At 32.4% G+C, this 13,640-nt stretch carries 12 protein-coding genes; 6 read left to right on the top strand and 6 right to left on the bottom strand.

The features are described 5' to 3' along the window. Nucleotides 1-3: 3 nt before the first annotated feature. Nucleotides 4-675, bottom strand: a complete 672-nt coding sequence (locus tag AB3G33_RS02420) for a DUF4271 domain-containing protein (protein WP_367772342.1) — start codon at nt 673-675, stop codon at nt 4-6. Nucleotides 676-779: 104 nt separating this feature from the next. On the opposite strand from AB3G33_RS02420, the gene AB3G33_RS02415 reads away from it, so the two are divergent. Genes AB3G33_RS02415 through AB3G33_RS02405 form a run of 3 tightly spaced genes read left to right on the top strand, consistent with a single transcriptional unit; the run spans nt 780 to nt 3,366 of the window. Further along, nucleotides 780-1,505, top strand: a complete 726-nt coding sequence (locus AB3G33_RS02415; RefSeq protein WP_367755629.1) for a polyprenol monophosphomannose synthase — start codon at nt 780-782, stop codon at nt 1,503-1,505. Between the two features lie 12 nt (nt 1,506-1,517). Next, entirely contained in the window at nt 1,518-2,858 is a 1,341-nt protein-coding gene (locus AB3G33_RS02410) for a dihydroorotase (RefSeq protein WP_367755627.1), read from the top strand. A gap of 10 nt (nt 2,859-2,868) precedes the next feature. Continuing rightward, nucleotides 2,869-3,366 carry a DUF4296 domain-containing protein gene (locus AB3G33_RS02405; protein ID WP_367755625.1) on the top strand — a complete coding sequence of 166 codons (498 nt, stop codon included), beginning with the start codon at nt 2,869-2,871 and terminating at the stop codon, nt 3,364-3,366. Here AB3G33_RS02405 and AB3G33_RS02400 read toward each other — a convergent pair. Further along, nucleotides 3,358-4,362 carry an NAD-dependent epimerase/dehydratase family protein gene (locus AB3G33_RS02400; protein ID WP_367772340.1) on the bottom strand — a complete coding sequence of 335 codons (1,005 nt, stop codon included), beginning with the start codon at nt 4,360-4,362 and terminating at the stop codon, nt 3,358-3,360. The two genes, AB3G33_RS02405 and AB3G33_RS02400, sit on opposite strands and share 9 nt — an antisense overlap. A gap of 93 nt (nt 4,363-4,455) precedes the next feature. Between AB3G33_RS02400 and tyrS the strand changes: the two genes are divergently transcribed. Beyond that, nucleotides 4,456-5,754, top strand: coding sequence for a tyrosine--tRNA ligase (gene tyrS / locus AB3G33_RS02395; protein WP_367772338.1), 1,299 nt, complete (start codon nt 4,456-4,458; stop codon nt 5,752-5,754). A 44-nt stretch (nt 5,755-5,798) separates the two neighbouring features. Here the strand turns inward: tyrS and AB3G33_RS02390 are convergent, their stop codons facing one another. The 4 genes from AB3G33_RS02390 to AB3G33_RS02375 all read right to left on the bottom strand — a co-directional run bounded on the left by AB3G33_RS02390 (nt 5,799) and on the right by AB3G33_RS02375 (nt 11,543). After that, nucleotides 5,799-6,779, bottom strand: coding sequence for an acyl transferase (locus AB3G33_RS02390; protein ID WP_367772337.1), 981 nt, complete (start codon nt 6,777-6,779; stop codon nt 5,799-5,801). 122 nt (nt 6,780-6,901) lie between these two features. Continuing rightward, complete coding sequence (locus AB3G33_RS02385) at nt 6,902-7,240, bottom strand: T9SS type A sorting domain-containing protein (protein WP_367772335.1); 339 nt, start codon at nt 7,238-7,240, stop codon at nt 6,902-6,904. Between the two features lie 108 nt (nt 7,241-7,348). After that, complete coding sequence (locus AB3G33_RS02380; protein ID WP_367772333.1) at nt 7,349-8,563, bottom strand: hypothetical protein; 1,215 nt, start codon at nt 8,561-8,563, stop codon at nt 7,349-7,351. A gap of 232 nt (nt 8,564-8,795) precedes the next feature. Continuing rightward, entirely contained in the window at nt 8,796-11,543 is a 2,748-nt protein-coding gene (locus AB3G33_RS02375; RefSeq protein ID WP_367772331.1) for a TonB-dependent receptor, read from the bottom strand. Between the two features lie 177 nt (nt 11,544-11,720). On the opposite strand from AB3G33_RS02375, the gene AB3G33_RS02370 reads away from it, so the two are divergent. Continuing rightward, on the top strand, nt 11,721-12,404 hold the full coding sequence (locus AB3G33_RS02370; RefSeq protein WP_367755611.1) for a response regulator transcription factor: 684 nt from the start codon (nt 11,721-11,723) through the stop codon (nt 12,402-12,404). Nucleotides 12,405-12,471: 67 nt separating this feature from the next. After that, a complete protein-coding gene (locus AB3G33_RS02365; RefSeq protein WP_367772329.1) occupies nt 12,472-13,539 on the top strand; it encodes a sensor histidine kinase in 1,068 nt (355 codons plus the stop codon). The last annotated feature ends 101 nt before the right edge of the window (nt 13,540-13,640 follow it).

Genomic DNA, 13,640 nt, shown 5'->3' with positions numbered 1-13,640 from the left:
TTTCTAAGCGCCCCCTTTAGTGTACCAATAATACATAAAAAAATAAGGGGCTATTTCGAGAGTGCAAAGATATAAAATAAAATAAAACAACTTACCGAATATTAAATTTTGATAGTTTTTTATTGAAATCAAATAAGCTAATACATTGAAAATCAAGAAAATGAGTATTATTATTAGTAAAATATTTCTAGAGATTGTATCGTAATAAAACAGAATAACACTGATAGGAAGTATAATTAAGCCAATATAGGTCCTATAAGTTACTTTTTGCAAGTTAAATTGTTCGACAAACTCTTCAATATTGAATGCGGTAGCAATGATTTTTTCAATCAAATATTTGGCTAAAATAAAGAAAATTAAAAAAGTAACTATTTGGATGTACAGGAGCCAATCCGTCTTTGAGGCATTGCCTAAAACGCTTAATGAGAGCTGTATGAAAAAAGCAAACGAAATTACTTGTACAAAGAATAATGAAATGGTAAAGCTGCTATTTAAGTTGCTACTATCTCTGTAAACCTTTGAGTATTTATCAGAGAAGATTAAATTCATAAAATCCTCAAAACGGTTTTCATAAACAGATTTGGTAAAGGCAATTATAGCAAAAGCCAAAACAAACAAAGCAGTTGCCCAATCTTTGTTTTCAGTTATCCTTGGATGAAGTAAGTGATCAATCATAATGGTGCAAAATTACTAATTTTTTATATCAATCTTTTTATTATAAATTTATTATGAATCAAATCGCATAAAAAGGTTACTTTTGCGGTGAAATTACGAGATATATGAACGATTGTATTGTTATAATTCCAACCTATAACGAAATTGAAAATATCGAAAGCATTATCAGATCGGTGCTTTCACAGCACAAGCCTTTTCATATTCTTATTGTTGATGATAATTCTCCAGATAGAACTGCAGACAAGGTTGTTTTACTGCAAAAAGAGTTTGATGGTCGATTATTTTTGGAAAACAGAAAAAAGAAATCAGGTTTAGGAACTGCTTATGTTCATGGTTTTAGATGGGCATTGGAGAGAAAATACAACTTTATTTTTGAAATGGATGCTGATTTTTCTCACAACCCTAACGATTTAGAAAAGTTATATAATGCTTGCCATTTTGGCAATGCAGATTTAGCTATAGGATCTCGATATGTTACTGGAGTAAATGTGGTTAACTGGCCTTTAAACCGAGTTTTAATGTCTTATTTTGCCTCTGTTTACGTGCGTATTATCACGGGAATGAAAATTCATGATGCTACTGCGGGTTTTGTCTGTTATAAAAGAGAAGTCCTTGAGGGAATTAACCTCAATAAAATCCGATTTGTTGGTTATGCCTTTCAAATTGAAATGAAATACCGTACTTTTTGTAAAAAATTCAGCATCGTTGAAGTGCCGATAATTTTTACAGATAGAACAAAAGGAGAATCCAAAATGAGTAATTCAATTATTGTTGAAGCTGTGTTTGGAGTGATTTCTCTGCGATTAAAAAAATTAGTTAATAGTTTATAAGAAAAATATACAATGAATAGGGTTTTAATTAAGAATGCCAAAATAGTAAATGAAGGGGTAATTTTTGAAGGCGATGTTTTAATTGAGAATGACTTAATTGTTGAGATTTCAGAAAGCATAAGTGCCAAGTCATCTGATTATGTTATTATCGATGCTGAAGGTAACTATTTGATGCCTGGAGCTATTGATGATCAAGTTCATTTTAGAGAGCCAGGATTGACTCACAAAGGGGATATTGAATCGGAATCCAGAGCAGCTGTTGCGGGAGGAATCACCTCTTACATTGAGCAACCTAATACGGTTCCTAATGCAGTTACTCAAGAAATATTAGAACAAAAATACCAAATTGCTGCTGAAAAGTCCTATGCGAATTATTCGTTTATGATGGGGGCTACCAATGATAATTTGGAAGAAGTTTTAAAAACAAATCCTAAGAATGTTGCTGGAATAAAAATATTTTTGGGTTCTTCAACAGGAAATATGTTGGTGGATAACGAAGCTACTTTAGAAAAGATTTTTTCAAGTACTCCGATGCTTATTGCTGTTCATTGTGAAGATGAGGCGACAATTAAGAATAATTTGGAAAAATATATAGCAGAGTATGGCGACGATGTACCTGTTACGGCACATCACCTTATTCGATCAGAAGAGGCTTGTTATATTTCTTCTTCTAAAGCAGTTGCTTTAGCCAAGAAAACGGGTGCTCGTTTGCATATTTTTCATCTTTCGACTGCAAAAGAAATGGATTTATTTACCAATAAAATTCCATTAGAACAAAAGAAAATTACTGCCGAAGTTTGTGTGCATCATTTGTGGTTTACCAATGATGATTATGCAACCAAAGGAAATCTTATAAAATGGAACCCTGCAGTAAAAACTGCTAATGATAGAAAAGTACTTTGGGAAGCGTTACTCGATGATAGAATTGATGTGATTGCTACGGATCATGCACCACATACATTGGAGGAGAAGAAACAATCGTACTTAAAAGCACCTTCGGGAGGTCCTTTAGTTCAACATGCTGTCGTGGCTATGTTTGAAGCGTTTCATCAAGGAAAAATAAGTGTGGAGAAGATTGTGGAAAAAATGTGCCATAATCCGGCAAAAATTTTCAAAATTGAGAAACGCGGATTTATAAAAGAAGGATATTATGCGGATTTAGTTATTGTAAATGCTGGCCTTCCTTGGAGTGTAAAGAAAGAAAATATTTTGGCTAAATGTGGTTGGTCTCCGTTTATGGGCTTTACTTTTAAGTCAAGAGTTACCCATACTTTTGTAAATGGAAGATTAGTTTATGCCGCTTTTAAAGTGAAAGAGATTCGTGCTGGAAAAAGATTGTTATTTGATCGTTAAAAGAAAATAGATGAAAAAGCTGCTGTCATTTTTATTAATTGTAGTCACATTTCTGAGTTGTAAAGAGGAAGTGATTACTAAACCGGAGGGTCTTATTGAAAAAGGGAAGATGGTGAATATTATGTATGATTTGGCACTTTTAGAAGCGATTAAGTACCAAAACCCGACGTCTTTAAACACTAATAAAATAAACGCTCCAGATTATATTTATAAAAAATATAAAATTGACAGTCTTCAATTTGCGCAAAGTAATGTCTATTATGCCTCAAATTATGTGGAATACAAAGGGATGTTTGATCAAGTAATTAAGCGAATTGACAGTAGGAAAGTGATTGTAGATTCACTAGTAAAGGTGGAGAACAAGAATAAAATAAAATTAGATTCCATAAAAGGCATAACGAATCCTTTGTCTAAAAAAGGAGATTCCTTGAAAAAGAAAATCAGTACCGTTAATAAAAACAACACTCGAAGAGATACTGTTTTAACGGATTATCACATTTTAAAATAAAGGAGTAATTTTTTTAATATACTCTTCCACTTCTTGAAAATGATATTCTAAGGCAGTTTTTACATTTTCATTCGAATATTCATTTATGGAATAAGATGCTTTGGCAGTTGCTTTAGTGATTTTTCTTTTGCTCTGAAAAATACTTGATAAAAACCAATCTGCTCTCCAAGCAAGACTTAATAAAAAAGGATTGGCATGATGTTTAGGTCTGTTTGTATTCAAAGCGTCCGAAATCATATTTAGTAGATCTCTAAAAATTATATTTTGAGAAATTACTGTAAACCGTTGGTTTGTAATAGTACTTTTCATCAATTGTGTCATGATTTTAACCACATCACTTACGGCGACAAATCCAGTGGAACCGGTGGTGTAAAATGACAATCCGTTTCTCATTTTTTCAAATAATTGTCCGCTTCCTTGATTTAAAAATCCAGGGCCAATAATAACGCCCGGATTAACTATTATAACGTTTAGTCCTTCTTGTTGACCACGCCAAATTTCCATTTCGGCGCCATATTTAGAAATAGCATAATCGCTATGGGGTTTTTCTGGATTCCATTCCGTTTCTTCAGTAATAATTAATTCATTTCCAGTTAAATCACCAAGTGCAGCGGTAGAACTTACATGACATAATTTTTTAATTTTATTGACAAGACATAAGTTAACCACATTTGCAGTCCCCTCGATATTAGTTTTTCGTAAAAGGGCTTCGTCTTTTGGGTCAAATGAAATTACGGCAGCACAATGATATACATATTCAATTTCTTGAAAGGCTTCTTCTAAGGAAGGAACGTCTATAATATCAGCTTTTATCCATTCGATAGCATCAAATAAAGGGGCTTTATTGTAACTTTCAAATAAAGATTTTGTTTTTTGGATGCTTTTTAGTTCACGATAAGTGGCGCGTATTTTTTTATTGTCTGTGCTTCCAGATTCTATTAAATGCAGCAGTAAATGCGCTCCTACTAACCCTGTTCCTCCTGTTACTAATACCATTTTGTAAAGATAAATAGATTGTTTGATTTTTAGACCGATTGATTTTCAAATTATGCAATTAAAACTATCTTTGTGAAAATTGATTTTTAGAAAATGAAAAATATTATTTCCGAATTACAATGGCGTGGATTGGTTCACGATATCATGCCTGGAACAGAAGAACAACTTTTGAAAGAAATGACTACGACTTACATCGGATTTGATCCCACATCAGATTCATTGCATATTGGGAGTTTAGTTCCTATAATTCTTTTGGTTCATTTAAAAAACTTTGGACATAAACCTATTGCTTTAGTAGGAGGCGCAACTGGAATGATTGGAGATCCATCAGGAAAATCGGATGAGCGAAACTTATTAGATGAAGCCACATTAAACTATAATGTTGAAGGTATAAAAAGTGTTTTATCACGGTTTTTGGATTTTAATTCGAATGAGATAAATGCTCCAGTTTTAGTAAATAATTACGACTGGATGAAAAATTTATCCTTTATTAATTTTGCTCGTGATGTGGGTAAAAGAATTACGGTAAACTACATGATGGCTAAGGATTCTGTAAAGAAAAGATTAGCTGGTGAAGGAGAAGGGATGTCATTTACGGAGTTTACGTATCAATTGATTCAAGGGTATGATTTTTACCATTTACATAAAGAATACAACTGTTTGTTACAAATGGGAGGTTCTGATCAATGGGGAAATATCACAACTGGAACGGAGCTAGTTCGTCGTATGAATGTAGGGGAGGAAGCTAAAGCATACGCCATGACTTGCCCCTTAATTACTAAAGCAGACGGTTCTAAATTTGGAAAATCCGAAGGTGGAAATGTTTGGTTGACTACTGATAAAACTTCGGTTTATAAATTCTACCAATTTTGGTTGAACACGACTGATGTTGATGCGGAGAAATATATTAAAATCTTCACATTTTTAGATAAAGATTCAATCGATAGCTTAATTGAAGAACATAAAACAGCGCCTCATTTAAGAGTATTACAACGCAAATTAGCTGAAGAGTTAACCGTTTTTGTTCATTCTCAAGAAGACCTAGAGAAAGCGATAAAAGCATCGGCTATTTTATTTGGAAACGCGACTGCTGATGATTTGAAGGAACTAGATGAAGCTACTTTCTTGGAAGTTTTTGACGGGGTTCCTCAAGCTGAAATTGCGAGAAATGAAATGGAAGCTGGAATTGAAATTATCACTGTTTTAAATGATAAAACAGGGTTTTTTAAATCGAATGGGGAAGCCAGACGTGCTTTAACGGCAAATTCAATTTCAGTAAATAAAGAAAAAGTAAAAGAGGACTTTGTTTTGTCTTCAAAAGATTTAATTAACAATCAATTTGTATTGTTGCAAAGTGGGAAGAAAAATTATTTTGTGGTAAGGATTGTTTAACTGTTTATTCGGATAACCGATTAAACAAATAACCGCATCAACTTTTACAAAACCATTAAATTACAACCTCGAATATCCGAATTATCAAAACGTCCCAATACCTCGAAAGAGTTGTTGGGATTTTTTTTGCCTAAATCTTGTGTGGCAATAAAGGAACAGGAATTAATGTTAGCCAAATCAATGACGTTGATTCCGCCAGTTTTTCCGTTTTCAATATAAGTCAAAGCATCTTCGGTATCACGAATGTGGATTTGCATCCAAGAAGGGCATTCAAAGACTCCGTTACCCAACGAATAAGCTTGAGAGAGTAATTCAGTCATACCATATTCAGAATGGATTGCAGGTACTCCAAAACCATTGCACAGTTGTTCATGAAGTTCCTCGCGAATCATTTCTTTGCGTTTCCCTTTCATCCCGCCCGTTTCCATGATAATCGTATTCTGTAATTGAAAGGACTGTTTTTCTATTAAGTCTAATAATGCATAGGTAACACCAATCAAGATGACATTTTGACCTGATTGATCTAATGTGATGAGGTTCTGGATTAATTCATCATGATTATGAAGGTAAAAACCGCTTTCAGGATGTTTTGATAATTGAATTAAATCTTCGACCATATAAATCAATGAAGAGCCTTCTCTTTCTAGGTAAGAAGGTAATAGAGCTAAGACAACATAGTCTTCAATGTTTCCATAAAATTCCGAAAACGCTTTTCGATAACTTTCTTCATATACTGAAGCATCTGTCACTAAATGCTTACTAGTGATCATTCCTGTGGTACCACTACTTGTAAATGTTTCTTCAATAGCATTTGTGTTGGAGAGAACTTGGTGGCTTTTGAAAAATTGAATAGGTAAAAATGGAATTTGTTGTATTGATTTTACTTTTGAAACTTCAACATTCAATAAGTTACAAAATTCTTTATAGACCAAGTTATTCTCATATTGAAAACGGAATACTTTTAAAGCTATTTTTTCAAATTGCTTTTGACCAGAAATTGCAAATATAGTGTCAGTTGTAATCAAGTTTTTTTTGCAAAGGTATAAATTTTAAAAACGCTTTAATAGTTCTAAACGAGTAAGGCTATAAAATAAAAAAAGCTTCAATTGAAATTGAAGCTTTTAAATTATGCTTTTTTAAGTAATTTTTATCTTACGATGAGCTTCCTTGTTGCCGAAGCATTGTTTTCATTTATTTTTATAATGTAAACACCAGGTGAAATGTTTGGGATGTTTAATTCTCTTGAACTAATCATCGTTTGAAGTACTTTTTTTCCAAGGAGGTCAAAAATGATAACTTCTTTTTCTAGGTCGTTTTTTGTAGAAATGTATACTTTACCATTGCTCACAGGGTTTGGGTACAAGTTTAAACCCTCAATAACTGAAGTTTCTTGAGTTTTTGGTTGTTGCTTTACGTCTTGAGCGTTAGTGCTCATGGAAAAGAAAAAAACCAATAAGAGTATAGTATAAAAGTAATTTTTTGCCATCAGCTTAATTTTGATTAGTAAATATACTAAAAAAATGCAAATACTGTACCAAAAAAAACACCTTTCATATTGAAAGGTGTTTTTAATATAAATTTGGTTCTTTTTAGATTAGAAACCTACAGACCATCCAGTAGCCCAAGCTGGCATTCCAACTCCGTTTCCAGCTCCAGTTGCAGTTGTAGATTGTGCAGTAACAATTGCAGAAACATCAACACTAACTCCGCTAGTCGCAGGTGCTACAGCATTTAATTTTCCTTTAGTTTTTACAGCAACATCTGCGATGAAGTTAACATTAACTGCTTTTAAAGCAGTAGGAATCCAAGCGATAGTTTCGTCGTTTTCAACGTTGAAACCTACAGCCCATCCGCTAAATACTAAGTTTGTAAAAATCCCTTTAGTTCCTCTTCTTAATTTCATTGCATCATTTTCTAACCATGTTCCAGTTGTTGGAGCACTACCAGGTCCTACAAGAGTTAAGTTAGTGATTGATGGGTTAGCGATAGGAGTGTTAGAATATCCTAATTCAAAGTTATCTGCTTCGATTCCTCTATTCCCTTTTCCAAAATCTAATTTTCCGTACCAGTTTGTGTTTGTTCCAGACCATCCTTCAGTCCAGTCAAATTGATCATCTTCATTTCCGATAGAAATTAAGTTTGAAGTATTTACTGTTCCTCCAAAAAATTCAACTCCATCATCAGCTCCTTGGAAAAATTCTACATAGTCAATTGTAGTTCCTGAACCAACTCCAAATAATGAAAGTCCGTTAAATTCTTTTTCACTGTTAAAAGCAGCTCCAGCATATTCAATTCTAAGGTATTTGATTGATCCTGAATTGTCATTAGAAACAGTTCCACCGTAACTTAAGTCGGCTACTTCTGATTGAGCAGTACTTGTTCCACCAGTTACACGATTAATAGGTGCTTTACCACAGATAACTAATCCACCCCAGTCTCCAGCTTTTTTAGTAGTTAATCCACTAGTCATAACAACTGGTTTAGCAGCTGTACCGTTTACATTTAGTTTTCCACCTTGAGCAATTGCTATATATGCAGAAGTTCCACCTGTACCTTCGATAACTGTTCCAGCAGGAATAATTAATGTTGCTCCGCTGTTTACTTGAATTTTACCTGTTAATTTGTATGTTTTTGTCGCGTCTAAAGTTACTTCACCGTCAGATATCGTTCCTTGGAAATTTGTTGCGTCAGCAACAAAAGTTGAAGAAGGAGGTGTAGTAGGTGTAGGAGTGTCATTAGATGAACAGCTAGTCATTAAACCTGCAGTTAATGCTAAAAATCCGAATAATTTTAAAGTTGTTTTTTTCATGATTCTTTAAATAATATTTTAGTTATTTTGTTGGTACAAAGATGCAATAAGAACTTTTTTTGGATGTTATCTAAATGTAATTGTTTGTTTAATAAAAGGACAATTGAACATTAAGCCAATGTTATTTAAGTAACCTTATGGTTTGTTGCTTTTGTGATTTCTTAAAGAATTGAGTAAAAAAAAAGAACAGCAATTAGCTGTTCTTTATAAGTTCCTTATTTTGATTTTTTAATTAAAATTGATAGTTCAGACTTAGACTTAATGTCATCCCTTTTTTATATGAAAGTACATTTACATCACCAGTAGCATTTTCTTGTACTCTATTGATTGACGGGTCTAAAATGTTTTTCACTACTAATCCTAGTCCTAATTGTTCAGTAAGTTTAGATTTTGCGATAAAGTCTAATGAGCCAAATGCTTTGTCTACTAAATCTCCTTTACCATTTGTTCCAATAGCATTTACTCTGTCTGAAAAGTAAGAGTAAGCTAAAGTTGTGTTTAGGTTGCTGTTTTTATTATTCCATTCGTTAAATAAAGTTAAGTCGGCATTTAATAGTAAATCAGATGCTCCTGTAAATTTACTTTTCTTATTTGTAAAGTCAACTTGGTAGTTGGTTTCACTATTTACCTTTCCAGCATTTAGTTCTTGGTTGCTATATAAATAAGAAGCGTTAATACCAGCGGATAGTTTTTTAGAATTTTCAGTGTCAAAATTAAAAAGTTGTTTTCTGTACTCAATTTCTCCACCCGCAACATATCCATAATCTCCTGTATTGATAAATGAGATATCATTTGAAGAGGAAGAAATTGTTACTTCGTTCATTGGGTTCAAAATATATTTTCCAAAAGCAGTAACCGAAATTAGTTCATCACTTTTAGGGAACATTTCCCATTTAAGGTCTAAGTTATAATCATCAGATTCATACAAGAATGGATTTCCTACTTTTACTTGTAATACTTCTTCGTAAACAAATAATGCTCTTTCTTTAAACTGAGGTAAAGTGTACGTTTTACTTGCTCCTAAACGTAAATTTTGTTTATCGTTTAATTCATACTTCATGATTACACTTGGTAAAAACGCTGTTTTTTCCAATTTATCATTACCAATACCACCTAACTGAGTGTACCAATTTACTTTTTGAGTAATTTGTTCTCCTCTTAAGCCTACTATTGCAGTTAACTTATTGAATGTATATTCCGTATTTAAGAAAGCACCATGGATTATCTGGTCGCCACCGTAAGTTTGAGGATCTAATGCATTAAATACTTGTGAATTACCACGAAATGTTGCTATAGAAAAATAGCCATTATTGAAATTATCTTGGTTATAAAACAAATCTAGGTTATTTGGATCTACAACAGTATTGGTGTACCCATTGTTAGCCTTAAAGTTGAATTGAGTTGCTTGAAAACCTCTTGATTTAATTCTTTCATTTGCACCCACTGTAATTTTTCCTAGAAAATCACCTGATGCATTTTTACTGAATTTATAATCATATGAAGCGTTTGCAGCTAGTTCGTCTTCTTTTAATTTTTGAAAATACCTGTGATTGTCTGGAGCTGAAATACTTGATAATTGATATCCAGTAGCTTCTTTTCTGAAAATATTTTGAACTCTGTCTGGCATGCTTCCGTCAATGATGTTGTATGAAACACCCCAATTTAATTTAGAACGATCCCCAATCTTGTGGTCTCCTAATATTTGGTTAATCCATAAACTATTTTTCTCATAATTGAAACGACGAATTAAACCGTTTCCATCGTTAGCGATATCTACAATGTACCCATAATACTCTTCTTTTGACTGCGTAGAAGTATTAATATAAAGTGAATTGAAACTTACTTTGTTGTTGTTGTTTATTTTGTAACCAATATTAGCCATTCCAGTAGTATTGGTTTCATATTTCATTTCGCTATATTTTTCGAAGTTTTTATTAGCGATTCCGTTACCATTTACACTTGCCTTTGCAGTTCCATTACTTTTAGATGAGAAATCGTTATTGAATGATGCTGTTGCAAAAAAGCTAAGTTTTCCTTCTGAACCTACATCAAATGATTTTCCTCCAGAAATTCCAAATGAACTTGCAATTGGAGTATAGTCTTGCATTTTTAGAGAGCTGTAGTTATATTGTGTTAATGCATTGGTAGGGATTCCTTTGTTTGTAAAACCCGTTCTGCTCATTCCACCTTGAAGTTTAAAATTGTTTTCGGCTAAAGCATTCGTATTTACTTTTGTTCCAATATCTAATTTTAAAAAACCACTTCCTTTGTAATCTTTTGAAATAATATCTACGTTTCCACCCGCAAAATCTCCGTAGATTTTACCATTGTATACCTTGTCTATTGAAATATACTCAACGATGTCAGTGGAGAAAATTTCAAGATTTAAGTTTTTCTTTTCAGGATCGTTTGATGGTATAGGTAATCCATTCATTGTAGTTGAATTATAACGGTCTCCTAATCCTCTTACAAAAATATTTCCAGATCCTTCTTGTTTAGTTATTCCAGTAGTTTTTGTGACAGCTGTAGCAACATCACTAACGCCTTTTCTAGCTAGTTCTTGAGAGCCAATACTTTGTTTTATCTCAACAGCATTCTTTTGATCTAATAATAGAGCGGTCTCTTTTTGCTTGTTTACATTTGTTGTAATAACAACATCGTCTAATTTGTAACTAGAAGAACCAAGTGCTTGATTAAGTGCAATAGTTTCGCCACTTTTAACGATAACTGGAATTTCTATAGATTCATAGCCAATGAAGCTAAATTGTATTACATAATTTCCTGCTGGTGCATTTACAGTGTATTTTCCATCAATGTCGGTCGTTGCATTTATAGATGTGCCTTTTAATAATACGTTAGCAAAAGGTAATGTTTCGTTGTTTGAATCTTTATCAGTTAGTACTCCAGAAATAGTACCTTTAGTTTGTGCAAAAGTTAGGGTACTGATAAAAAGCGTTAAAATGAATAATTTCAGTTTCATAATTGTGTTTAATTTTTTGCAAAGTAATAGTGTCTTTGTAAAGTTCGTGTTACTGGGTTATTAAGATTTTGTTTCCACAGTATTACTAAATAGTTACCAAATTAAATTACGGTTAATAGTTATTTTTAACAATTCATTTATTGTTATATTTACATTCGTAAGCGTAAATTTGCTCAAATGAAGAAAAAACACACAAAGATTTTATTGGTTGATGACGAACCGGATATTTTAGAAATCGTAGGATATAATCTGAATCAAGAAGGGTATCAAATTTTTACCGCTTCAAATGGTAAAGAAGCAATTGCAAAAGCAAAAAAAGAATTACCAGACTTAATCATAATGGATGTGATGATGCCTGAAATGGATGGAATGGAAGCTTGTGAGAATATTAGAAAGATTCCAGAATTATCTAATGTAATCATTACTTTCTTAACAGCAAGGAGTGAAGATTATTCTCAGGTTGCTGGATTTGACGCAGGAGCTGATGATTATATAACAAAACCCATAAAACCAAAGTTATTGGTTAGTAAAGTGAAAGCTTTATTGCGTCGATTGAAAGAAAAAGAGCAAAATAGCGAAACACTTAATGTAGGTGGAATCGAAATAAATCGAGAAGAATATAAAATAGTTAAAGACAATATTGAAATTGCTTTGCCTAGAAAAGAATTTGAATTATTTTATTTATTAGCTTCTAAACCTGGAAAAGTATTTAAGCGCGACGAAATTCTGGATAAAGTCTGGGGAAATGAAGTTGTAGTAGGTGGTAGAACAATAGATGTACATATTAGAAAACTTAGAGAAAAAATTGGAGAAGATCTTTTTAAAACAATAAAAGGAGTTGGATACAAGTTTGAAGTATAGTTAGAGTGATTATTAATTCGAATAATCTCAATTCTATTCTTAGTTAAAAAAACAATGCAAGTAATAAATGAAATTAAGTTTTAAAAAAACCTATAAGTTTGCCGTAAAATCTGCTTTATATATCAGTCTTTTTTCAACAGGATTTGTAATGCTTTTGGTGACTTCTATATTTAATTATACTATACAAAAGCTGTGGTTGTTTGGTTTTATTTTTACCTTAATCCTTTATGTTTTTTCATTTATTGTTTTGCAATATAGGGTAGAACGTTTTATATATAGACGTGTAAAAAAGATCTATGATGAAGTGTCATTATTAGAGTCCAGCAGCTTTATCAATCAGCCCATCACCACAGATATGGAAACCCTGACTAGGGAAGTACGAAAATTTGCCACCGATAAAAAATTGGAGATAGAATTACTTCAAGTGAGAGAGGAATACCGAAGAGAATTTTTGGGAAATGTATCGCACGAGCTTAAAACACCATTATTTACAGTACAGGGTTATATATCTACATTGCTGGATGGAGCGATGGATGATAAAGCGATTCGAAAAAAATATTTAAAGCGTGCCGAAAAAGGAGTGGAACGTCTTATTTATATTGTAGAAGATTTAGATATGATTACCAAATTGGAAGTTGGGGATCTTAATCTTGAATATTCTGAATTTGATATTGTAGAATTAATTCAAAATGTTTTTGACTTATTAGAAATGAAAGCTGAAAAGAAGAAGATTACTTTGGCTTTCGAAAACTATCATATTTTACCTAACTTAGTTAGAGGAGACAAAGATCGAATTCAACAAATCATTGAAAATTTAATTGTTAATTCAATTAAATACGGAAAAGTAAATGGTACCACCGAAGTTGCAGTAGTGAACTTGACTAAAGAAAAAGTGTTGGTTCGTGTTAGTGATGATGGAGAAGGTATTGAAAAACAAAATATCCCTAGACTTTTTGAACGTTTTTATAGAGTGAATAAAAGTGGATCTCGTTCAGAGGGTGGCTCCGGTTTAGGTTTAGCAATAGTAAAACACATCATAGAAGCACATAAAGAAAAAATTTATGTGGAAAGTGAATTTGGTATTGGATCTGAATTTTCTTTTACCCTTGAAAAAGTAGTAAAACAGGTTAAATAATCCCTTTTCATAATGAAATATTTAGTCACTTAATTAGTATAAACATTGGGTTTTATTATTTGATCTAAATTTTTTAATGTGTGCTAAATTTTTGTACGTAA

The organism is Flavobacterium sp. WC2421, from assembly GCF_040822115.1.
Taxonomy (GTDB): domain Bacteria; phylum Bacteroidota; class Bacteroidia; order Flavobacteriales; family Flavobacteriaceae; genus Flavobacterium.
The sequence above is the reverse complement of the archived record's forward strand: the minus strand, read 5'-3'. Positions and strand labels throughout refer to the sequence as shown.